Consider the following 23,908-nt stretch of genomic DNA (forward strand, 5'->3'; position numbering starts at 1 on the left):
ACCGCCGCGGTGGCCGCAGCCGGTGTCCAGTTCACACCCGCGACTCACCGCCCGAGGACTCCGGGCAAACTGCAGGTGACCAGCCGCTAGCATCGTGAAGGTGTCCACCAATTCCTCGACCAATCCTTCAGACGTCGCCGGCGACGTCTCGTCGGCCGGTCCGCATGAGGGTGGACAGCATTCCGGGCAACCGTCTCCGACCGGTGGCCGACGCAACCGGCGTGGTCGTCGGCGCCGAGGTCGTCGCAGGTCAGAGGGGGCATCAGCGGCAGTAGCCGGTTCCGATCAGGCGGCCGTGGAGCCGTCCGCCGGCCCGACCCCCAACGACATGGCCCACGCCCGCAAGCCCGGGACGGGTAAGTCGGTGAAGAAGCCGTCGGGACCCAAACCCGGTCCGCGGCCGGGTCCCCGGCAGCAGGCCCCGAAGTCGGCCGCCGCGCCGGACACACTGTCCGCACATACCGACGACGACGGGCCGGTGGCCCCCGATCGGGCGCGCGCTCGGGTGACAGCGCCCAAACCGTCGGATCTGGTGTCGGTGACCGCGACCATCACCAAGACCGGACTGGCCCAGCCGGCCAAACCCACCGGGAAGAACCGGCGTCGCCCACCACGTCCGGAGCGGCCCGGTGGTGAACGGCTGCGCACGGTGCGCGAAACCTCGGCCGGCGGATTGGTGATCTCCGATCTCGGGCTGCCGGTCGACGACCTCGCCGCCGCCCTCATCGGGCGGGTCGATCGTCGGGGCCGGATGATGTGGTCGCTGCCCAAGGGTCACATCGAGACGGGGGAGACCGCCGAGCAGACCGCGATCCGCGAGGTCGCCGAGGAGACCGGCATCCAGGGCACGGTCGTCGCGCCGCTGGGCAAGATCGACTATTGGTTCGTCAGTGAGGGTCGTCGGATCCACAAGACGGTGCACCACTATCTCCTCCGCAGCATCGGCGGTGAGCTGTCCGACGACGACTACGAGGTCACCGAAGTGGCGTGGGTGCCGCTACACGAACTGCCCCGCAGGCTCACGTACTCTGACGAACGGCGATTGGCCCGGATGGCCCGCGGCGTGATCGCCGATCTCGCCGCCGATCCGCATCGCCTCGCGGAATCCGAGGCGATGAGCATTCGCACCGAACCCAACGCGTATGAGAAAGCCGCAGCCGCGCGCAATGAGCGCCGCAACGAGACGCCGCCCCCGGCGCGATCTCGTCGGCGTCGGCGTCGGCCCCGACGGCCCGCGGGCGGTGGCTCGGCAACCGGTGATGCCTGACCGCCGCCGGGTCGGTCGTCGGCTCGCCGCGGTGATGGCGTCGGTGGTGTTGACGCTGCTGCTCGCGTCACCGGGAATGACCACCGCCGCCCCCGAGACGACCCCCGGGACCACCGCCCCGGACACCACACCGGCCGCACGTTTCGCGACGATCACCATCGATTCGATGACGCCGTCGATCGTCACCAGCACGAGCACGCCCCGCGTGGTTCTCACCGGTCAGGTACGCAACACCGGCGACCGCACCATCCACGACCTGACGATCCGCCTCGAACGTGGTGACGCGGTGACCTCGGCGGCCGGGCTGCGCACCAGCCTGACCGAGGAGCATCCGCCGGTCGCGATCGCCGCACCGTTTCGCGAACTGACCGCCGAACTCGCGCCGGGCGCACAGGTCGGATTCCGGATCGATCTGCCGTTGTCGGGGGCCGACCGATCGGGCACCCCCGGACTGGAGATCTCCCGCCCCGGCGTCTATCCCGTCCAGGTGAACGTCAACGGGATACCGGATTACGGCTCCACCGCGCAGGTCGCCGGCTCCCGCACGCTGTTGCCGGTGCTGTCCCTCCCGCCGGACGCCACCCGCGCCGACGGCTACGAGGGCACCGATGCCGAACGCACCGGCGACGGGATTCCCGGGCTCGGACGTGACGGCTCGGTGTCGCCGAACCTGAGCAGTCCGGCACGGATGACCCTGCTGTACCCGCTGGCCGCACCGCCGCAGCTGTCGCCGGGTATCCCCGGCGGCAACACCCAGCCGGTTCGCCTGGCCAACGAGAACATGGCCCGGTCGCTGTCACCCGGTGGCCGCCTGCACAATCTGCTGACCGCACTCGACGGCGCCGACAGCTCGAGCTCGACCAAGGTGACCGAGGGACTCTGTCTGGCCATCGACCCGGATCTGCTCGTCACCGTTCGCGCCATGTCGCTGGGCTATGAGGTCTCCGACGATCCCGGCAATCCCGAGTCGGGCACCTACGACGGCACCGGGGTGGACGCGGCCGGCGACTGGCTGTCCACCCTCCGCCGGATCGCGGCCAATCTGTGCGTCGTGGCGCTGCCCTTCGCCCAGGCCGACCTGAACTCGCTGGCGCAGATCGACAGCCCGGGCCTGAGCATGGCCGCGCTCACCGCCCCGGCGGACGTGGTGGATGCGATCCTCGGCGTCCGCAGCGTCCGCAACCTCACCATCCCGGCACTCGGGGCCATCGACGATGCCGGCGCCAAGGTGCTGACCGACAGTCGGGTGACCTCGGTGGCACTCACCGCCGGTTCCGTCGACCCGACGCGCAGTCCGTCGCCGTCGGGGATGTATCAGGTCGGCGCTCTGGGGGTGCAGACCTACGACGCCCCGATCACCGCGGCCTTCGGCGGGCTGGGCACTGCCCCGTCCACCCCCGCCATCACCCCCGTCGGGCAACGCGTCGATCTGTCCGCCGAGTCACCACTGAGCCGTCGGCAGGCCGCACTCGCGGCGATGGCCTATCCCGCCATCGCCGCCCCGCCCGCCGACTCCGGACGCCGCGAGCCCACCTCGACACCCGACTCACCGCGGGTCGGCCGCAGTGAACTGCTCATGCCGCCGACCTACTGGTCGCCGACCACCGACGACGCGAGCGCACTGTTCACCACGGCCCGGCTTCTGCTGTCCTCGGGCGCGGCGGTCGCCACCCCGCTGTCGACGCTGGTCAACGAGCTGCCCGGGGCATCGACCTCGGCCAGGTTTGTACGCCCACCGGGAGTGACGTCACTCGAGCGGACCGGTTCTGTCCTCGATCCGGTCACCACCCGCGCCATCGCCGACGCCACGGAGGTGAGCTGGCAGCTGCAGGGTTCACTGGTCCGGTCGGCGGATGTCGCCGCCACCCCCGAGCGTTACCTGTCACCGTTGCGCGAGGATCTGCTGCGCGCCATCCGCAGCCCGGACCAGGCGGGTGCCGCGGTCCGGGCCGAACTCACCGCCGAGCAGCGGACACGAGTCCGAGCGGTCGGGTCGACGCTCGGCCGGATGCGGTCGCAGGTGACCATTCTCGACCCCGGTGCCCGCTACACCCTCGCGTCCGAACGCAGTCCGATCCTGCTCGTCGTCCGCAACGGCCTGGAACTGCCCGTCCGGGTAAAGATCACCGCCGCGGCACCGGCCGAACTCGACATCGGCGATCTCGGTGTCATCGAGATCCCGGCGAACGGCACCCGCCAGATCCAGTTGCCAACGCATGCGAACTCGTCAGAGGCGCTGACCGTCAAGATCACCCTGACGACGACGACCGGCCTGTCACTGGGGGAGCCGATAGCGCTGTCGTTGCGGTCCAACGCCTACGGTAAGCCGCTGTTCATCATCACCATCATCGCGGCCGCCGCACTGGTCCTGCTGACCGCGCGCCGGTTGTGGCATCGATTCCGCGGTCAGCCCGATCCGGCCGACGCCGATCGTCCCGAACCCGATGAGCTGGAACGACTGCTCGCGGGGAGCAGCTACCAGACGCGCCGCCGTACCCTGCAGCACGAGGAGACAGACTCCGACGAATACGGTGATCCACAAGCCGTGCATCACAATGGTGAAGCAGGTCCACGGTCAGATCGGACAGAACGGGAACAGGGACAGCAGGAATGAGTCAGCCGCCACGAGGCCAACGGCCACCCGGCACGGCGATCGACCTCAAAGAGGGCGACTCGTCGACCGGTCTGGCACGTGACTCGGATGCGAGCATCCTGCGGACCAGCGGCTCCATCGCGCTGGCCACCCTGACGAGCCGTATCACCGGCTTCATTCGCACCGTGCTGGTGCTGGCGATGCTCGGCCCGGCGATCTCGTCGGCCTTCCAGGCGGCCTATGTGCTGCCGAACATGATCGCCGAAGTCGTGCTGGGTGCGGTGCTGACGGCCATCGTCATCCCGGTGCTGGTGCGGGCCGAGGCCGAGGACGACGACGGTGGTGCCGGTTTCATCAACCGGATCTTCACTCTGACGGTGACGGTGCTCGGCGCCGCCACGATCATCGCGCTGATCGCGGCCCCACTGCTGACCCTGCTCAACGTCGGCGACGGCGAGGTCAACCGACCACTCACCACGGCGCTGGCCTATCTGCTGCTGCCGGAGATCCTGTTCTACGGCCTGTCCGCCCTGTTCATCGCGATCCTCAACATGAAGGGGTTGTTCAAACCGGGTGCCTGGGCGCCGGTGCTGAACAACATCGTGCAGATCGTCACGCTGGTGCTGTACTTCGTGATGCCCGGCGAGATCACCTTGAATCCGGTGCGGATGACCAATCCGCAGCTGCTGGTTCTCGGTATCGGCACCACCCTGGGCGTGGTGTTGCAGGCCGGCGTCCTGCTGCCGTATCTGAAGCGGGCCGGGGTGCGCCTGCAGTGGCGTTTCGGCATCGACGACCGGCTGCGGCGTTTCGGCACGATGGCCCTGGCGATCGTCATCTACGTGGCGATCCTGCAGGTCGGCCTGGTGATCACCTACCGCATCGCGTCGTCGGCCACCGACTCCGGCATCAGCGTGTATGCCACCCACTGGCAGTTGCTGCAGCTGCCCTACGGCGTCCTCGGCGTCACCATCCTGACCGCGATCATGCCTCGCCTGTCCCGCAACGCGGCCGCCGACGATACGCAGTCGGTCGTCGACGACCTGTCGCTGGCGACCCGTCTGACGATGGTGGCGCTGGTGCCGACGGTCGCCTACATGACGTTCTTCGGTCCGGCGCTTGGTGTCGCGATCTTCAACTTCGGCAAGTTCGGCGAACAGGATGCCGGGCAACTCGGCTCGGTGCTGGCCTGGGGTGCGTTCACCCTGATCCCGTACGCGATGACGCTGGTGCAGCTGCGGGTGTTCTATGCCCGCGAGGACGCCTGGACTCCGACGCTGATGGTGCTGGGCATCACCGTGATCAAGGTGGTCTCCTCGTATCTGGGACCGGTCTTGTTCGACGATCCCGATCTGGTGGTGCGCTGGCTCGCACTGTCGAATGGACTCGGCTATCTCGTCGGCGCCGTCGTCGGCCATTACCTGCTGCGCAACAAGCTGCACAACGCGCATCTGGTCGACGTCAAACGCACCACCATCGTCTCGATCGCGGTGTCGGTGGGGGTCGCGCTGGCGGTCTGGGCGATCGCCACCTGGTCCGGACTGGACGGGCTGGTCGGCGAATTCGGCAAGGTCGGCTCGATCGTGTACCTCGGCCTGACCGCCGCGGTGGTGCTCGGTGTCACCTATGCGCTGCTCGCCGCGGCCAAGGTGCCCGACGTGGTCGCGATCGGCAACGCGGTGCGCCGCGTGCTCGGCCGGTTCATCCCGGCGCTCGCCCCGCCGCCGTCGCCGCAGTCGGAGAGTTCCCCGACGATCACGGTTCAGTTTCCGCGGATCACCGCCGACGAATCCCTCCCGTACTCTGGTCAGGTACAGCTCGTGCGCCGCTTCGATCGGGGCACGGCTACCTGGCAGTCGTATTCCGTGCATTCCGGTGGCGTCACCGGCAACCGGGATGCACCGCGCCTGCAACCCGCTCCGCCCCCGGCTGGAGCACCCCGTGACATCAGGTATCGGCGGAAAGGAGTCCGGCACGTGAGTGACAGCGATGTCGGCACCACTGCTCCCCGCGACGCCGAGCAGCCCGCATCCGCGCCCGAACCCGAGAACACCTCGGCGGCAACGCAAGCGGGTCGCCCGACCGAGCAGGTCAACGCATCCCGGCCCCGTGGCCCGCGCCTGGTGCCGGGTGCGGCGGTGGCCGGCGGGCGGTATCGATTGCTGGATCACCACGGGGGTACCCGTGGCCTACAGTTCTGGCGCGCCCTCGACGTCAATCTGGACCGGCAGGTCGCACTGACCTTCGTCGACGCGGAGCAGCTCGCGCCGCCGCTGGAACACGGCGCGGAGGTCAAGGCCACCGATCACGGCCCGCAGGCGGTGCTGTCGCGGACACTTCAGCTCGGGCAGCTCAGCTCGGCCGGTGTGGCCCGCGTCCTCGACGTGGTCCGCGGGTCGTCGGGTGGCATCGTCGTGACCGAATGGGTCAACGGTTCATCCCTCGCCGACGTGGCCCGGGCCGAGCCGTCCGCGATCGGGGCCGCGCGTGCCGTCCGGTCGCTCGCGGCCGCGGCCGAGATGGCACACCGTGCGGGCGGCGCACTGTCGATCGATCATCCCGACCGTATCCGCATCAGCAACGACGGAAACGCGGTACTCGCCTTCCCCGGGACCCTCGCCGGTGACGACCGTGCCTCGGACGTCCGCGGACTGGGTGCCGTGCTGTATGCGCTGCTGCTCGAACGCTGGCCCCTCGACGCCGAGACCGGTCACCAGCTGGTGACCACTGCCGCCACCCGCACGCCGGTCGGCGGTCTCGCCATCGCCGATCCTGGCCGCGACGGTGCACCGGTGGAACCGCGTGAGGTCGACGCCGAGATCCCCTTCGAGATCTCTGCGGTCGCCGCGCGCGCCCTCGACGGCAGCAAGGGCATCCGGACCGCCGCGACCGTGCAGCATGTGCTCGATCAGGCGACGGTCCTCGATCTGCAGACCGACATGCTGCCCGCCATCACCGACGTCGACGGGCCGGCACCGGTACGGGCCACCCCGACCAAGACCCGAACAGCCACCAGCGGGGCAGGCACGACCGGGGACGCCGATGACGAGACGCCGCGCAGGCGCAACATCGGGCTGCTCGTGGGCATCGCGATGCTTGTGCTGTTCCTGATCATCGCGGTGATCGTGTGGGCGTCGGGGATGTTCAAATCGGAGGACCCGGCGACTGATCTCAACTCGCTGCTCACCACCACCTCGGCGCCGCCCGCAGCGGGTGCAACCCCGGCGCCGGCACCGGTGACCGGAGCCGACATCACCCTGACGGCAGTGCGCCTGGTCGACTTCTCCGGGCAGAGCGGTGACAGTTCGGCGACGGTGCGCAACGTGCTCGCCGGGACTGGTTCGCCGTGGCAGTCGGATTCCTATTTCGGCCCGAATTTCGCGGGCCTGAAGAAGGGCCTGGGATTGTCCTTCGACCTCGGCGATCCGCAGTCGGTCACGTCGGTGACCGTCCGCACCCCGTCTCCAGGCTTCAAGGTGTCGGTGCGGACCTCGCCTACCGCACAGCCGACCAATCTGGACCAGACCACCGAGATCGGCTCTGGCAGAATCGATCAGCAGTCGACGACGCTGCGAATCAGCGGCTCCCCGCAAGCCCAGCACATTCTGCTGTGGATCACTGAACCGCCCGCGGTCGGCGGCGGTTACCGGGTGGCGATCAACCAGGTCAGCATGACCAACTGAACCACCCCCGGGCTTCTTGTCAGCCGGGCGGATTGCCCGGGGCAAACCTCTGCTGCAATCGACCGAGGGTGTCTCCGCTGGGATCCACCAGCAACTCGACGATCTCCCGATATCCGATCGCCCGTGGATGGGCCGGCATGCCGTGCGCACCACCCGGAATCACCAGCATCTCGACCGGGGCTCCCGCTCGCCGCGCGACGGTGACGTAGCTGCGTGACCAGGCGATCGGCACCAGCCGGTCGCGGTCGCCGTGCACCACGATCACCGGCATCAGCGGATCGATGGTCGCCGCCGGGTCGACCTGCCGGTAGCGGTCGGCCACCTCGTCGGGGGTGCCACCGAGGATGTTGACGATCCGGTCGTTACCGTCCCGCACCGCATGCACCAGGTCCAGCGGACCCGAGATGGCGACGATCCGGGCTGGGCGAAACCGCGGCCTTCCACCGATATCGTTGGGCGCCAACCTATTTCGGGTTCCCGCCCAGGCCGCGAGCTGCGCCCCGGAGCTGTGGCCGACCAGCGTTGCCCGGTCGATGTCGAGTTGCGGATGGGTGCTGCGCAAGGAGCTGACCGCGTCGAGGGCGTCGGCGACGTCGGTGAAGGTCGTCGGCCAGCCGCCACCGGTGCCGATCCGGCGGAACTCGATGTTGTAGACGGCAACTCCGCGGCGGGCCAGGTCGGTCGCGAGATGGCGCAGGTCGTTCAGGTCGATATCCGATCGCCACGATCCACCGTGGATGAGGAGGACCAGCGGCACCGTCGCCACTGCGTGATCTCCTACCGGCAGATAGAGATCCGCGAAGTTCTGCACCGGATCGGCGACCCCGCGGGTCGGATAGGCGACGCGGGTGGTGGTGAATCGTCGGGGTCCCGACGGGATGGGGGCAGGCACCGCGACCGGGGTGATGGTCTGCGACGACGCCGACCCAGAGATCGGGGTGGCGACCGCGGATGGGGGAGTGGCCTCCGGTCGCGGCGAGGTGCCGCAGGCCGTCGTGACGGCCAGAACTGCGACGACACCGGCGAGTGCCCCTCGTTTGCCGGCCGTCGCAGTCATAGTGGTGCCCAGTTTACTGGCGCCGGACCGTTATTCCGCGGTCCGGCCCGCGGCGCATTTCACACCCGCCGCGGGCGGCGCATCCACTACCGGCGTCAGCCGATCGGTCGATTGCTGGGCACGCTGATCCAACTCGGCTGGGCCGGATCGATCAGGACGTGTTCTGGCTTGAGTCCGCTGTCGCGGCTGACCGGCCCGAAGCTGACCGCCCGCGGTGCATTAAAGGCATACACGCTGACACGGAGCCGGTGGCCCGGTGCCAGCAGTGCGTCGGTACCCAGGGCCCCGATGTCGAGGAACTGCGTCGCACCGGGTTTCACCATGTCGCGGTTGAATGCGTCGAGTGCATAGATCGGATCGGTGACATCCCCGTTGGGTGCGTAACTCGACAGCGCCGGGACGACCTGATTGCGGATGGAGACGGTCATGGTCCCGGTGGTCAGGACGCGGGACGCACCGTCCGGTGCGACGTCGCTGACGACGGCGGCGTAGAAGCCGTCGGTCGCGTCGACCTGGGTGCGCAGGTGGACGTTGATCGGTCCGTTGATCGACGTCGCCTGCCGCACCGGCCGGGAGGTGAAGGTCAGTGCACCGCGTTCGGCGATCCGATTGTCGTTGCTGCAGAAGTCGAATGAGCTCAGGAAGCCGATCTGGTCGCGGTTGGTGTCACCGGAGCAGAGGGTGGTGATTCCCGGGGCAACGGTCCACTTGGCGCGCTGGGTGGGTGCGCCACCGGTCAGCGATCCGTCCCGCACCGAGGTGGGGGAGGTACCGCTGCGCCGGGAGTTGAGGTACAGGCGGCGGTGCTGCTGATCCGCGCGCGGGAAGGTGTTCGATTGCACCCAGCGTCCGCCCTGCTGGTGGCTGGTGGCCGACGGGTATTCGTCGATGCGGTTGCGGACACCCTTGATCCACTTGTCGAACCAGGCGCGTTGCAGGACACTCATTGACGGCGGCTGTCCGGCGACGCCCCGCATGTCCCAGCCGTTGGTCATGTGCTGGCCGGTGCTCATGATCAGCTTCTTCTGGGCCGCAGGCACGCTCTTGAGCTGATCGAGGGTCCGCCACTCCATGTTGGTGAACAGGTCCTGCCAGCCGCCCACGACGAAGGTGGGCACCGTGACGGCGGCCGCGTCGGTGGTCAGCGCTCGACGATATGCCGAATCCAGTTGCACGATCTGTTTGGTACGGCCGTCCAGCGACCGGACACTCGGTGCGGTCAGCCCCTGGAGGAACTCTCGGACGAAGACCGCCGGGTTCTGCAACCGATCGCGCAACCACACCGGATCGAACTGTCCGCGAAGGAGACTCGGCAGGTCGGGCATCAGTTTGGTCGTGTTCACGGCGAACAGCCACAGCGCGAGGAAGCCCGCGCCGTATCCCGATCCGGGAGCGACGACGTCGGCGACGATGTCGGTCATCGGTGCGGCCGGGAAGATCGCCTTGAGACCCTTCGGGTGCTTCGAGGCCGCCTGCAGTTGGTTGATCGCCGAGTATGAATAGCCCGACATCCCCAGATCACCGTTGGAGTAGGGGCGGGTGCGTGCCCACTCCAGCACCTCGAGCGTGTCCTTCTGTTCACGCGGTCCGAAGACATCCCAAACACCTTGCGATGCACCGGTTCCACGGACGTCGACGACGACCTGGGTATAGCCGCTGCGGATCAACTGGGGGTCGACGGCGAAGACGCTGGGCAGTCCGCCGTTGGCGACCTTGAGTAGCCGTTCGGTACCCGATATCGGGGTGCCACTCAGGTTGATGCCGGCCAGCAGATCGAAGGCCGGCTTCGACAGACCGGGCACATTCGACCCGATGGTCGCCACCATGCTGACCAGCTTGCTGTACGGCGTCATGTTGACGATGACGGGATTCTTGGCGCGTGCCGGCCGACCGGCCGGCCCGGTCCGCCGGGCGATAGACGTCGGCGCGCAGGACGGTGCCGTCGGACATCCGGATCGGCACACTCGCGGTCACCGACACGCCCGCATACTTCTGCTTCGGCGCGTTGTAGGTCTTGGTCCACTGGATCGGGTTCAGCCCGATCGGTGCAGCCTGCGCGGGGGAGACCCCGCCACTCAGTGCCACCACTGAGACCAGCACAGCCAGCACTGTGCCCCGCCGCCACAAATTCGACATCCTGCCCCCAACTCGGCCTGACATCGGTGCGCCGCTCGTCTATCCCCCCGACGCACCGATGTGATGAGCGCCGATCAACCCCGGTCGGGTGATCAGCGCCATAATCCTCTTACTGGCTAGTAGGGAAGTCAAGACCCGATCTCACCTGGAGTTCAACTCACCAACCGGACATCGTGGCGTGAATTGCGACAATCTAGGCAACCCACCACGTCGACGGTCTAGTCCGTCGATTCGCCCTGCTCGGCGTCGCGACGACGTTGTGCTTCCTGCTCACGTGCGATCCGGCGCTGTTCCTCGGCGCGGTCGCGTAGTTGCTGCAAGAACTCCCGGTCTGCCTCGGGATCGGCGGGCACATATCGTCCGGGCCGGTCGTACTCAGGAAACTCCGCGCCGTTGCGCGTCCGAGGCCGCGGTGCGTCGTCGGCCGTCGGCCGTCCGATGGCCAGCCACAGCAGTGCACCGACCAGTGGCACCAGCACCACCAGGATGATCCAGCCGAACTTCGGCAACCCGCGTACCGACGATTCGTCGGTGTTGATGATGTCGATCAACGCGATGACCAAGACGGCAAGCATGATCAGCCCGAAATATGGCATTCGTTCCCCCCGACCGCAATTTACTTGAGCGAATACTCATCCGCACTATATGCGACTCGGAATACTCGTGCTGTCTGGGCCGCGCACCCCGGCAGTACGGGCGCGGATGTGCCAACTTGGGACACGTTATCGGTGGGAATGATCGTCAGAAGCGAGCACAATCGTGATGTGTCTCCCGTCACACCACTACGGGTCGCCACTCTGCACGGAACGTCGACCGGAGGTTTCCCTGATGTCCGGTGACCGCGACAGCCTCGAGGTGGCCGCTGCGCGCGCCGACTTTCTCCGCGATGAGCAACGACCGGGCGTGCGCGCCGTCTCCGATCTCGTCGCGGCGTCCTGGATCCGGAGTAGGTCGGCGGGTGTCGACATCGAACGGCAGTCGCCGCATTACAGCGACGAGATCGACACCTCGTCACGTCTCGTACGCTGCGCTGATCCGGTCCTCCAACAGCTGGGCGCCGACATCTCCGACGTCGCGCTGATCATCGCGCTCAGTGACAACAGAGCCAGGATGATCAAGCGGGTGGATCTGAGCACCAAGGTGGCGCGGATGGTCGATCGCGTCGAGTTCGCGCCCGGGTACAGCTACGCCGAGGACACCATGGGAACCAATGGCGTGGGCACCGCGATCCAATCGGGTCAGTCGATCTCCATCGTGGGGCCAGCGCACTATTCCGAGCAGCTCCAGCCGTTCGCCTGTACCGCCGCACCCATCATCGATCCGATCACCGGCCGGATCGAGGGCATCCTCGACGTGTCCACCGTGGCTCAGTCGTGGAGTCCGCTCATGCACACGCTGGTCAAGGCCGCCGCCAAGGACATCGGCCGCAACCTGCTCGACGACCGTGGCCAAGCACAGCGGATTCTCTTCAACACCTATCTGCACACCGACGCGCGCGCCACCAACCGCCAGGCGGTTTTCGGGTTTGCCGACGCCATGTGCATGGCCAACGCCGCGGCCCAGTCACTGTTCTCCGCCGAGGAGCAGGCCGCGATTCGCGACCACGTCGGTTTCGTGACGACAGGCCGGGACCGGATCGCCGATACGCTGGTTCTGTCGTCGGGTCGCGCCGTACGCCTTCGCGGTATCCGCATCGTGGGTGGTGTGCAGACGGCCGGGACGGTGGTTGTCGCCGAGCCGATCGTCGACGCCGGCGCGACAATCGATCTGGCCGCTTCCTCGCCCGAGCACCGGTCGCCCGATCCGTGTTCGAGATATGCGGCCAGGCACACCCTCCGCCCCGGAGTTCGCGGCAGTACGTCGGCACGGCTTGCGGCGGCGACGTCGCCGACCTTTCGGCGTGCCTGCCAACAGCTGCGCGACGCACTGGCCTGCGGTGAACCGACGCTGGTCTTCGGTGAACAGGGTGTCGGAAAGTTCACGTTGGCCACTGAACTATTCGGGCCAGAATTATTCGGGCCAGAACTATTTGGACCAGAACTGGTCGGTACCGAAGAGCATTCGGCGTCTGCGGGTTCCAGCACCCTGTGTATCGACACCAGTCTCCTCGGAAGGCCGGGCGGAGCTGACCTCGACGAGCTGATCCCCGAGGGTGTCGACCGGCCCACGCTCATTGTGGCCCGCGGTATCGACAGGCTCGACGAGACTGGTTCGGCGAACCTCGATCAACTGATCGACCGGGTCGAGTCGATGTCCGCGCCGGTCGTATTCGCCGCCACCGCAACCGTTTCCGACGGCGATGACTGCCGCCTGCCCGACGAGCTGCTGTCCCGGTTCCGGGCGTCGGTGACTATCCCCCCGTTGCGTTACCGCACCGAGGACCTCGTGCATGTGACCAACCAGCTCCTCGGTGAGCTCGCGCCACGACGACACGTTCGCGTCTCCGTTGCGGCGCAACGGATCCTGGCGAACTACACATGGCCGGGTAACATCGCCGAGCTGCGCGCCGCCCTCATCCACGCCCTCCGGTCACGTCCCGTCGGGGATATCGAGGTGCAGGATCTGCCGCAGCATTGCCAGACGTCGGCCAAGCGGAGCAACCTGTCGCCGATCCAGATCGCCGAGCGCGACACCATCATCCGGGCGCTACAGGTGTGCGCAGGCAACCGGGCCGCGGCCGCCGCGCAGATCGGCATCTCCCGCAGCGGTCTCTATCGGAAGATCCGAAGCTACGGAATCACCGGATAGTCCACTCCCCACATTTGTCCCATCTTGGGACGCGCCTTCTGTGTCGCAGCACACAACGATGAACTCACCGTGAAATCGGCACACAGAAGGGTATTCGAGATCATGACTCAGAAATTCGCCGACACCGACACGCCCGACGCCGGCGCCGTTGGATCCGCCACCGAACTCGACGCGCTGATCATCGGCGCCGGGGTCGCCGGACTCTATCAGCTCTATCAGCTCCGCAAGCAAGGACTCCATGTCCGCGCCTATGACGCCGCCACCGACGTCGGCGGTACCTGGTACTGGAACCGTTATCCCGGAGCACGTTTCGACTCCGAGGCCTATATCTACCAGTACATGTTCTCGGAGGAGCTGTACAAGGGCTGGAGTTGGAGCAAGAGGTTCCCGGCACAGCCCGAGATCGAACAATGGTTGCACTATGTCGCCGATACCCTCGACCTCCGCAAGGACATCCAGTTCTCGACGGTGATCGAAAGTGCGCATTACGACGAGGATTCCGGACGGTGGTCGGTGCGAACCGGCGACGGCGAGATCATCGACACGCAGTTCCTGGTCACCTGTGCCGGCATGCTTTCGGCCCCGATGGAGAGGGTGTTCGAGGGTCAGGAGTCCTTCGCCGGCGACATCTTTCACACCTCCCGGTGGCCTCGATCCGGCGGGGAGGTGGCGGGTAAGCGGGTCGCCGTCATCGGCATCGGAGCCACCGGAATTCAAGTCATCCAGACCATCGCCGACGAGGTGGACCATCTCAAGGTCTTCATCCGCACACCCCAGTACACGCTGCCGATGCTCAACCCCGACTACGGTCCCGACGAAGTCGCCTGGTACCACAGCAGATTCGAGGAGCTGCGCGATACCGTCCCGCACACCTTCTCCGGCTTCGAGTACGACTGGGTACACGAGTGGGCGACCACTCCGGCCGACAAGCGACAGGCGATTCTGGAGGAGGTCTACGCCGACGGCTCACTCAAGCTGTGGTTGGCCGGTTTCGGTGAGATGTTCTTCGAGAAGGAAGTCAGCGACGAGATCTCGGCTTTCGTCGCGGACAAGATGCGCGCACGTCTACAAGATCCCGCACTCTGCGATCTGCTCATTCCCAAACCCGACGAGTACGGCTTCGGCACCCACCGCGTCCCGCTGGAACGCGGATACCTGGAGAAGTATCACCGCCCGAACGTCGAAGCGATCGGCGTCAAGGACAACCCGATCGCTCGGATCGTCCCGGAGGGCATCGAACTGGCCGATGGCACGCGCCATGAGGTCGACGTCATCATCCTCGCCACCGGATTCGATGCCGGCACCGGCGCCTTGACCCGCATCGATATCCGTGGCCGCGGCGGGCGATCACTCGCCCAGGACTGGGGCCGGGAGATCCGCTCGACGATGGGTCTGATGGTGCACGGCTATCCGAATATGCTCACGACCGCGATCCCGCTCGCTCCCTCGGCCGCGCTGTGCAACATGACGACGTGCCTGCAGCAGCAGACGGAGTGGATCAGCGACTGCATCGACCACATGCGGCGCAACGATTACACGATCATCGAACCCACCGCGGAGGGCGAGGAAGCCTGGGTTCGCCACCACGACGAAACCGCCAACGCGACTCTCGTCTCCAAGACGAACTCCTGGTACAACGGCGCAAACGTACCCGGTAAGCCTCGCGGCCGGGTCCTGTCCTACATCGGCGGCGTCGGCCTGTATCGCGAAAAGGCCACCGAGGCCGCCGCGGCCGGGTATACCGGCTTCGGATTCGAGTGAACCCGCAATCTGTGGACAACCGCGCAAAGGAGCGCTCTCTCATGATCGAGAATCCCTATTACAGCCACGAATTCCACGGAGATTACGACCTGATCAGCGTCGGTGAGCTCCAACTGGAAGAGGGTGGCACCATCCCCGACTGCCAACTCGCGGTCGCCACCTTCGGGACCCTGAATGCCGCCAAGGACAACGCGATCCTCATCCCGACCTGGTACTCGGGTACTCACCAGATCTGGCGCGATGTCTACATCGGCCCTGACCACGCCCTCAACCCGGACAAGTACTTCATCGTGTGCGTCGACCAGATCGGCAGTGGTCTGTCGACCTCACCGCACAACGCCGGCGGCCCGAATGAGTCGATCTCGATGTCCAAGTTCCCCCACGTGCGGATCGGCGACAACGTCGTCGCCCAGGAGCGGTTGCTCCGTGAGCATTTCGGCATCGACCGGCTCGCTCTCGTCGTCGGCGGTTCGATGGGTGCACAACAGACCTATGAGTGGGCCGTCCGCTTCCCCGACAAGGTGCTCCGTGCGGCTCCGATCGCGGGCACCGCGCAGAACACGCCCGGTGACTTCCTCATCGCCGAGGCGATGCGGGAGGCGATTCAATCCGACCCGGGCTTCAACGGCGTTGAATACCAATCGAATACGGATGTCGAGGATGGTCTGCGGAGGCAGGCGCACATCTGGGCGGTCGTCGGATTCTCCACCGAGTTCTGGAAGCAAGAAGTCTGGCGGGCACTGGACTTCGACTCGCGTGAGGCCTTCCTGGCGGGATTCCTCGACCCGTACTTCACTGCGATGGATCCGAATGATCTGCTCACCCAGTCCTGGGCCTGGCAACGCGGTGACGTCGCCCGGCATACCGGCGGCGACCTCGCCGCGGCACTCGCCCGCATCACCGCGAAGACGTTCGTGATGCCGATCGATGAGGATCAGTTGTTCCCGCCGCGGGACTGCGCTGCCGAGCAGGACTTGATCCCCGGTAGCCAGCTGCGGGTGATCGAAGACGTCCTCGGTCATCTTGGCCTGTTCGGTGTCGCACCGACCTACCTGCCGCAGATCGACAAGCACCTCGCCGAACTGTTGGCGACCGAGGTCTGAGCCGGACATCCGGATGATCCTGTGCCCGGCTTCGGGCGCAGGATCAGCTGTGCGACAGGAGAATGAGACGCCGAGGGCCTTCGGCCGCCAGCCGAAGGCCCTCGGGTTGCAGCCGAGCCCACAACGCTCCCCGAGAAGTGGATTCGCACCGAATCCACCGCCACACCACCGGTTCGCTGACTTGAACAATTGGCCCTGTGCACAACACCCCACGCAACCGCGGTGCACCAACTAATCTCCACTCCCATGACCCGGGGGAAACGGCCGCTACACGTCGTCGACGAGCGCACCGACGAGCAACTCCTCGCCGACCACGTCACCGGTGACCCCACCGCCTTCGCGGCCCTCGTCCACCGCCACCTCAACTACCTCTATTCCATTGCCTACCGCACCACCGGAAACCCCGAAGACGCCAACGACGCCGTCCAGGACGCGCTCCTCAACGCCCACCGGACCGCCGGTCAATACCGTTCGGATGCCAAGGTCATCGGCTGGTTACACCGCATCGTGGTCAACGCGTCACTCGACCGGATCCGCCGCAACCGTGTCCGGCCAACCGTCCCACTGCCGGAACGTGTCGGCACCGAACTCGCAGATCCGACCGATCACACTGTCGCCGTTGATCTTTCCCTGTCCATCGGCCGTGCGTTGGATGTACTTCCGGCCAAGCAGCGCGCCGCCATCGTCGCCGTCGACATCGAGGGCTACTCGATAGCCGACGCCGCGATACTGCTCGGCGTCGCCGAAGGTACGGTCAAGAGTCGTTGCGCACGCGGACGCCTGCGACTCGCGAAAGTCCTCGGACATCTCCGCGAGTGCTGACCGACGATCACAATGGAACCGCACCAAGGTCCAGTGCGTCCTAGTAGACAGCCCACCGACTACCGCTTGCCGTCCCGCCACCACTCGGACCGAAAGACTTCACGACGATGATCCCGCCCGGAGCCCACAACACTCCGCCGCATCCGGCGGCTCTACCCGAGCCGCCCTATTCCACTGAACTGCTGGCAGACCTGCATGCGGGGGTGCTCGCATCGGACGTCGCCGCCCACATGCGCGTACGCATCGCCGCCGATGCCGACGCCCAGGCGGTGCTGGCCGCTCTTGATGCCACCCAGGCCGACCTGGCGGATTCCCCGGTCGACATCGTCGGGGCACCTGACGCGGTTCATCTCGCGACCGCGAACACCCTGGCGGGCCTGTCGGCACCCAGCGCTCCCGCCGAGCGTCCTCGCCGGTCCACCGCGTGGCTGACCGCGGCGGCGGCAGCGGCCGTCCTCATCATCGGCGGACTCGGCCTGGCCTCCACCCTCGGTCACGACGACGACACCGCCCCAATACCGACAGATCCATCGTCGCCGGCGGCGGTGTCCCTTGACCGTGCCGCGGCCTTCCGCGTTCTCGGACGCACCGACAACGCCCCCTTCGACTCGGCGGCCGCCGTCCGCCGATGTGTCGCGGCCAACGGGGTCTCCGACAGTGCGGTCGTCGTCGGATCCGGCCCTATCGCCATCGACGGCGAATCCGCGGCCATCATCCTGCTGTCCACGGGTGTCGCCGGCCGATTCGACGCTCTCGTCGTCGGACTCGACTGTGACACCGGGAACCCCGCCACCATCACCAGAACCATCGTCGGCGCCGGTTGACCATCACGAATCCGTGCACACCGCGCACGGTGCGCATGGCTTCGGGAACATCTCCGCTTACCCTTGTGTTGAAGCAGCCGTGACACCGACCTTGTCATCGGGGTCTGTCGCGCGAAGTCGAGCACGGAGGAAGAATTGAGCCAGTCCGAGACCCAGCAGATCCACGACATCATCATCATCGGATCGGGACCTGCCGGATACACCGCAGCCGTCTACGCGGCCCGCGCTGAGCTCGCACCGATCGTCTTCGAAGGCACCCAGTTCGGCGGCGCGCTGATGACCACCACCGAGGTGGAGAACTTCCCGGGCTTCCAGAACGGTATCCAGGGACCTGCCCTCATGGACGAGATGCGCGAACAAGCACTGCGGTTCGGCGCGGACCTGCGCATGGAAGACGTCGACGCCGTGCGCCTGACCGGCCCGATCAAGGAGATCGAGGCCGGGGGAGAGACCTACTACGCCCGCGCCGTGATCCTCGCCATGGGAGCCGCCGCACGCTACCTCGGCGTCGACGGTGAACAGAAGCTCCTGGGACGTGGCGTCTCGGCCTGCGCCACCTGCGACGGCTTCTTCTTCAAGGACCAGGACATCGCCGTCATCGGCGGCGGCGACTCGGCGATGGAAGAGGCGACCTTCCTCACCAAGTTCGCCAAGTCGGTAACCCTCGTGCACCGTCGCGAAGAGTTCCGCGCCTCGAAGATCATGCTCGAGCGGGCCCGCGCGAACGACAAGATCAACTTCGTCACCAACGCCGGCGTCCGCTCGGTGCTCGGCGACAGTTCGGTCAGTGGTCTTCAGCTCGAAGACACCCGGACCGGTGAGGCCCGTCAGCTCGACGTGACCGGCATGTTCGTCGCCATCGGTCATGACCCGCGCAGCGAGCTCGTCCGCGGCCAGGTCGACCTCGATGACGAGGGTTACGTCCTCGTCCAGGGTCGCACCACCTACACGTCGCTGCCCGGTGTGTTCGCCGCAGGCGACCTCGTCGACCACACCTACCGGCAGGCGATCACCGCCGCAGGCAGCGGGTGTTCCGCCGCCATCGACGCCGAGCGCTGGCTCGCCGAACAAGAATCCGACATCGAGCTGGTGGCCGACGTGGCCACCGCTGACGCCACCGCCTGACCGCACGCCGCACGGCACCGCTCAGGCACCGAAACGTCCAACAAGGAGGACAACATGGGTGCAAACACCGTTGTGGTGAACGACACGACGTTCAAGGACACCGTTCTCGGCTCCGACAAGCCGGTTCTGGTGGACTTCTGGGCGACCTGGTGTGGACCGTGCCGGATGGTGGCACCCGTCCTCGAGGAAATCGCCCGTGACCACGGCGACAAGCTCACCGTGGCCAAGCTGGACGTCGACGAGAGCCCCGCGACGGCGCGCGATTTCCAGATCATGTCGATCCCGACCATGATCCTCTTCGAGAACGGTCAGCCGACCAAGACGATCGTCGGCGCCGCGGGCAAGGCCAAGCTGCTGCGTGAACTCGACTCCGTAGTCGGCACCACCGCCTGAGTTTCCGCTCCGCCCGTCCGTCGGGCCGCATAACCTGCAGGTCAGGACTTCGACACCGCCAGTATTTGGCGGTGTCGAAGTCAACTGAGAGAATGCAGCCTGACAACCACGAGGAGACCGCGAGATGCCATTGTTCCGCCTGGGGGACCACGGGTCGGCCGTAGCCGAGATCCGCTCCATCCTGGTCGGTCGTGGACTCCTCACCGCCGACGCCCGCCCGCCCGCGTCCCGTGGCCTGATCACCACCACCGACGGCTGGGCAACACCGGACGAAGTCTTCGACGAGGCGTGCGATCATGCGGTGCGCGCGTTCCAGCAGGAACGCGGACTGATCGTCGACGGCATCGTCGGCCCCGCCACCTACCGCTCGTTGCGCGAGGCGTCCTACCAGCTCGGCGCGCGCGTCCTGCTGTACCGACTGTCGGCGCCGATGGTCGGCGATGATGTCGCCGAACTCCAGAACCGCCTGCAGAACCTGGGCTACTACACCAACCTGGTCGACGGAACCTTCGGCGAAACGACCCACAACGCGGTCTGCCTGTATCAGAGCGAATATGGCTTGGCGGCCGATGGCATCTGTGGCCCCGCAACCCTGCGGTCCCTAGAACGACTCGGCACCCGCGTCACCGGGGGATCGCCCTACGCCATCCGTCAGGAAGAGCACGTCCGCCGCCTCGGCCCACGTCTATCCGGCAAACGCATCCTCATCGACCCGGGGACCGGCGGCCTCCACGAACTCTCCAGCGGTGAACTCGCCGAAACCGAATCTTCGCTGCTTTGGGACCTCGCCTCCCGCCTCGAAGGCCGGATGTCGGCGGCCGGAATGGAAACCTTCCTATCCCACGACGGCCGCGGCCGTCCCGCCGACGACGAACGTGCACGCGTCGCCAACATGGTCGACGCCGATGTGATGATCTCGCTGCGCTGCGGACACTATGAGAACCCCCAGGCCAAAGGCGTGGCGTCGTTCTACTTCGGCAACAGCCACGGATCGTTCTCGACGATCGGACGCAACCTCGCCGGCTTCATCCAGCGCGAGGTCGCCGCACGCACCCCGCTGACCGACTGCCGCACCCATGAACGCACCTGGGACATCTTGCGGCTCACCCGGATGCCCGTCGCACTCATCGACGTCGGGTATATCACCAATCCGGAAGACCGTGCGCTGCTTGCGGATCCGAGCTACCGCAACGTCATCGCCGAAGCCATCCTGATCGCCGTCAAGCGTCTCTACCTCCTCGGCCAGGACGATCAGCCAACCGGCAGCTTCACTTTCGCGGATCTACTTGCCGCCGAAGAGCTCTCGCACTAGACACTGAACCGTGGCGCGGCGCCGTGGCCTGCCCACCGCAGAACACGGCTCGTCGAGGCACGCTATCGGTGTGAACCGGTCACTGTCCGATGGGTCGAACATCCGACTGGTACTGCGGCGCGCTCGGCACCGGTGAGATCGAGCGCCGCCATCACCACCAGCTTCTCCAACGCGCTCTCCACTTCGAATTTCCAGCTCAGACCTTCGTCAAGCTCGAGGCGAAAGCGGGGAAACCGCGGATGACTGGACACCACGTCGAAAGCTGAATCCTTCAGGAACGCGGCATCGATCATGCATTTGGTACACAGATCCGATTGTGGGCCGTCGAGGATCTCGCGCGCCACCTCGACGATGGATTCGTCGGTCCACGTGCTGATGTCACCGAACCCCGCATCGCCGGCGCGGACCAATCCGAATGATTCCACCGCGCGAACCCCGCGGCGGATGAGATCGCCGAGAACCGCATCCAGGAGAACACCGGCGATCTCCTCGTGGCCCGGCTCGGTGCGGATACTCGACAGCAGTACCGCGTCGTGGCTTACCGGGGAAGTGGGGAAAGAACGCGACCGCGGAACTCGGTTCGGCGGTGCATAGAAAGCGGTACCGACCACGGACTGGGTGGACGTCTCGATCGCGACCTGCCCACAGGTACCCCAATCCAGCAGGAGTCCCGAGATCCAGGCCTCCTTGTCGAACTCGCTCTCGAAGGTATGGCCCGACACTGCCGGATCGACTTCCCAGAAGACACACCGCCGGGTGTGCAGGGGCAACGACTCGAAGAATCCGAGATCGAGACGCGAAATCGAGACGCCCATGTCACCTACACCCACTCGACGTGCTTCTGATTTCGAATGACATTGTGGCACAACAATATTCGGAAACGTCGACACCCCGACGGCGGCTCTTTGTCACAGTGACATTACGAGCGTGGACCCTGGGGTGCGGATTCTCCGACATGATGTGCCTATCGGATCACTTGCTCGGATCGAGCAGACCGACGATCCGCTCGAGATCATCTACCGACCCGAACTCGACCACGATCTTGCCCTTTCGCTTGCCCAATCCGACTGTAACCCTGGTGTCCAGGCGATCGGATAGGCGCTCAGCGAGATCCTGCAGTCCGGGCATCTGCATCTGACGGCGCTTCGCGGGCGGCTGTTTGGCGCTCGGACCATCGCCGCGATTGGCGAGGGTCACCGCCTCCTCGGTCGCCCGGACGGACAGACCTTCGGCGACGATCCGCGCGGCCAGCGCCTCCTGCTCATCACTTCCGGTCTCCAGGGAGAGCAACGCCCGCGCGTGGCCGGCGGACAGGACTCCGGCGGCCACGCGCCGCTGCACCGGAATCGGCAACTTCAGGAGACGAATCATGTTGCTGATGAGCGGGCGCGACCTACCCAGCCGGTTCGCCAACTCCTCATGGGTGACACCGAACTCGTCGAGCAGTTGCTGATATGCGGCCGCTTCTTCGAGTGGATTGAGCTGTGCGCGGTGGATGTTCTCCAGCAGAGCGTCGCGCAGCATGTCGCCATCCGCGGTCTCACGCACGATCGCGGGGATCGCTTCGAGGCCGGCTTCCTGACTCGCGCGCCAGCGGCGCTCACCCATCACGAGCTGATAGCGCGCACCCGCGGCCGTCGGCGCGGACAGTCGCCGCACGACGATCGGCTGCATGAGGCCGAATTCCTTGATCGAATGCACCAGCTCGGCGAGGGCCTCTTCATCAAAGACGGTTCGCGGCTGGTTGGGGTTCGGTTCGATCTCGGCGGGCGGAATCTCGCGGTAGACCGCCCCTACCTCATCCGCCGACAGCGTCTGGGTTCCGGATGCGGCGGTGTCACCATCCGCTGATGCGGCGCCAGTGGTGGCGTCCACGGCAGCGTTTCCCGCGGCGATGTTTCCCGTGAAACCATCGGCCTTGGCGGGCGCTTTGCCGCCGATCACCACATCGGCTGCGGCCGACCCGAGGCGGGGGCCACCCAGATCCTCTGCGGGACCCGTGGGAATGAGGGCCGCCAATCCACGACCGAGTCCACCTCGACGCTGCGTGGTATCGCGCTGGCTCATACTCGTCCCTCCGGGGTGTTCGTCACTACGTGTGGATCCATCATGCGCATAGCCGACAATCAGGCCTGTGCCGCATCAGCGGCAGGGGAGCGGAGGGCGAGCTCACGGGCGGCATCGAGGTAGCTCATCGCGCCACGCGAGCCGGGGTCGTATTCGATGATCGTCATCGCGTAGCCCGGTGCCTCCGAAACCTTGACGCTGCGCGGGATGATCGTGCTCAGCACCTTGTCGCCGAAGTGGCGCCGCACCTCGTCGGCAACCTGATCGGCCAGCTTGGTACGTCCGTCGTACATCGTCAGAAGAATCGTCGATACATGCAGCGCCGGATTGAGGTGCGCCTGCACGAGCTCGATGTTGCGGAGCAACTGACCGACACCCTCGAGTGCGTAGTACTCGCATTGGATCGGGATCAGCACTTCCCGCGCGGCGACCATCGCGTTGACCGTCAACAGGCCGAGCGACGGTGGACAGTCGATCAGTACGTAGTCGATCTCGTACTCGGCGAGGATCTCGTCGTTGAGGGCGTTGCGGAGACGATTCTCGCGAGCGACCAGCGACACGAGTTCGATTTCGGCACCGGCCAGGTCCAGCGTCGCCGGGACACAGAAGAGGCCGTCCTGGCTCGGGCTCTGCTGAATCGCCTCGGACAGGGTGACTTCGCCGAGCAGAAGCTCGTACACCGAAGCCACATCGGGAGCTCGATGATCGATGCCCAGGGCGGTACTGGCGTTGCCCTGTGGGTCCAGATCGACGACGAGCACGCGCAATCCATGCAAGGCCAGTCCGGCCGCGATGTTCACCGCGGTAGTGGTCTTACCGACGCCACCCTTCTGATTCGCGACGGTCATGATCCGAACGCTCGCCGGGCGGGGGAGTTGTCCCGAGCCGCCTGGGGTCAACACCTGACTGGCCCGTGCCGCGGCCGCGGCGATCGGAGTGTCGGCGAACTGCTGGGCGACCGAACCGGTGGGACCGGTTTCACGTGAAACATTCTGATCTCGCTTCACGCTCTCCGAG

Annotated in this window: 17 protein-coding genes; 11 read left to right on the top strand and 6 right to left on the bottom strand. The window is 66.4% G+C overall.

Going from position 1 to position 23,908, the window contains the following annotated elements:
- Positions 1-100 precede the first annotated feature (100 nt).
- The 3 genes from QSJ18_RS07570 to murJ are packed head-to-tail and all read left to right on the top strand — an operon-like array spanning position 101 to position 7,543.
- A complete protein-coding gene (locus QSJ18_RS07570; RefSeq protein WP_286325725.1) occupies positions 101-1,267 on the top strand; it encodes an NUDIX hydrolase in 1,167 nt (388 codons plus the stop codon).
- On the top strand, positions 1,260-3,881 hold the full coding sequence (locus tag QSJ18_RS07575; protein WP_462476019.1) for a DUF6049 family protein: 2,622 nt from the start codon (positions 1,260-1,262) through the stop codon (positions 3,879-3,881). Before QSJ18_RS07570 ends, QSJ18_RS07575 begins: the two co-directional genes overlap by 8 nt.
- Complete coding sequence (gene murJ / locus QSJ18_RS07580; protein WP_286325728.1) at positions 3,878-7,543, top strand: murein biosynthesis integral membrane protein MurJ; 3,666 nt, start codon at positions 3,878-3,880, stop codon at positions 7,541-7,543. Before QSJ18_RS07575 ends, murJ begins: the two co-directional genes overlap by 4 nt.
- A 19-nt stretch (positions 7,544-7,562) precedes the next feature.
- Here murJ and QSJ18_RS07585 read toward each other — a convergent pair whose 3' ends face one another.
- The 3 genes from QSJ18_RS07585 to QSJ18_RS07595 all read right to left on the bottom strand — a co-directional run bounded on the left by QSJ18_RS07585 (position 7,563) and on the right by QSJ18_RS07595 (position 11,332).
- Complete coding sequence (locus QSJ18_RS07585) at positions 7,563-8,600, bottom strand: alpha/beta hydrolase family protein (RefSeq protein WP_286325729.1); 1,038 nt, start codon at positions 8,598-8,600, stop codon at positions 7,563-7,565.
- A 95-nt stretch (positions 8,601-8,695) separates the two neighbouring features.
- Positions 8,696-10,453, bottom strand: a complete 1,758-nt coding sequence (locus QSJ18_RS07590; protein WP_286325730.1) for a CocE/NonD family hydrolase — start codon at positions 10,451-10,453, stop codon at positions 8,696-8,698.
- Between the two features lie 501 nt (positions 10,454-10,954).
- Positions 10,955-11,332 carry a PLD nuclease N-terminal domain-containing protein gene (locus QSJ18_RS07595; protein WP_286325731.1) on the bottom strand — a complete coding sequence of 126 codons (378 nt, stop codon included), beginning with the start codon at positions 11,330-11,332 and terminating at the stop codon, positions 10,955-10,957.
- A gap of 232 nt (positions 11,333-11,564) precedes the next feature.
- On the opposite strand from QSJ18_RS07595, the gene QSJ18_RS07600 reads away from it, so the two are divergent.
- From QSJ18_RS07600 to QSJ18_RS07635, 8 genes are all read left to right on the top strand, one after another.
- A complete protein-coding gene (locus tag QSJ18_RS07600) occupies positions 11,565-13,484 on the top strand; it encodes a sigma-54-dependent Fis family transcriptional regulator (RefSeq protein ID WP_286325732.1) in 1,920 nt (639 codons plus the stop codon).
- A 102-nt stretch (positions 13,485-13,586) separates the two neighbouring features.
- Positions 13,587-15,245, top strand: a complete 1,659-nt coding sequence (locus QSJ18_RS07605; RefSeq protein ID WP_286325733.1) for a flavin-containing monooxygenase — start codon at positions 13,587-13,589, stop codon at positions 15,243-15,245.
- A 41-nt stretch (positions 15,246-15,286) separates the two neighbouring features.
- Positions 15,287-16,348 carry an alpha/beta fold hydrolase gene (locus tag QSJ18_RS07610; protein ID WP_286325734.1) on the top strand — a complete coding sequence of 354 codons (1,062 nt, stop codon included), beginning with the start codon at positions 15,287-15,289 and terminating at the stop codon, positions 16,346-16,348.
- A gap of 246 nt (positions 16,349-16,594) precedes the next feature.
- Entirely contained in the window at positions 16,595-17,170 is a 576-nt protein-coding gene (sigM, locus tag QSJ18_RS07615) for an RNA polymerase sigma factor SigM (protein WP_286325735.1), read from the top strand.
- Positions 17,171-17,277: 107 nt separating this feature from the next.
- A complete protein-coding gene (locus QSJ18_RS07620) occupies positions 17,278-17,994 on the top strand; it encodes a hypothetical protein (protein ID WP_286325736.1) in 717 nt (238 codons plus the stop codon).
- 135 nt (positions 17,995-18,129) lie between these two features.
- Entirely contained in the window at positions 18,130-19,119 is a 990-nt protein-coding gene (gene trxB / locus QSJ18_RS07625; protein ID WP_286325737.1) for a thioredoxin-disulfide reductase, read from the top strand.
- A gap of 54 nt (positions 19,120-19,173) precedes the next feature.
- Entirely contained in the window at positions 19,174-19,512 is a 339-nt protein-coding gene (gene trxA / locus QSJ18_RS07630) for a thioredoxin (protein WP_286325738.1), read from the top strand.
- A 124-nt stretch (positions 19,513-19,636) separates the two neighbouring features.
- A complete protein-coding gene (locus QSJ18_RS07635; protein WP_286325739.1) occupies positions 19,637-20,824 on the top strand; it encodes an N-acetylmuramoyl-L-alanine amidase in 1,188 nt (395 codons plus the stop codon).
- A gap of 62 nt (positions 20,825-20,886) precedes the next feature.
- Here the strand turns inward: QSJ18_RS07635 and QSJ18_RS07640 are convergent, their stop codons facing one another.
- The 3 genes from QSJ18_RS07640 to QSJ18_RS07650 all read right to left on the bottom strand — a co-directional run bounded on the left by QSJ18_RS07640 (position 20,887) and on the right by QSJ18_RS07650 (position 23,898).
- Positions 20,887-21,639, bottom strand: a complete 753-nt coding sequence (locus QSJ18_RS07640; RefSeq protein WP_286325740.1) for a hypothetical protein — start codon at positions 21,637-21,639, stop codon at positions 20,887-20,889.
- Between the two features lie 157 nt (positions 21,640-21,796).
- A complete protein-coding gene (locus QSJ18_RS07645; RefSeq protein ID WP_286325741.1) occupies positions 21,797-22,891 on the bottom strand; it encodes a ParB/RepB/Spo0J family partition protein in 1,095 nt (364 codons plus the stop codon).
- A gap of 59 nt (positions 22,892-22,950) precedes the next feature.
- Positions 22,951-23,898 carry a ParA family protein gene (locus QSJ18_RS07650; protein WP_286325800.1) on the bottom strand — a complete coding sequence of 316 codons (948 nt, stop codon included), beginning with the start codon at positions 23,896-23,898 and terminating at the stop codon, positions 22,951-22,953.
- Positions 23,899-23,908: the final 10 nt, after the last annotated feature.

The sequence above is a fragment of the Gordonia heveisoli genome (assembly GCF_030315745.1).
Classification (GTDB): domain Bacteria; phylum Actinomycetota; class Actinomycetes; order Mycobacteriales; family Mycobacteriaceae; genus Gordonia.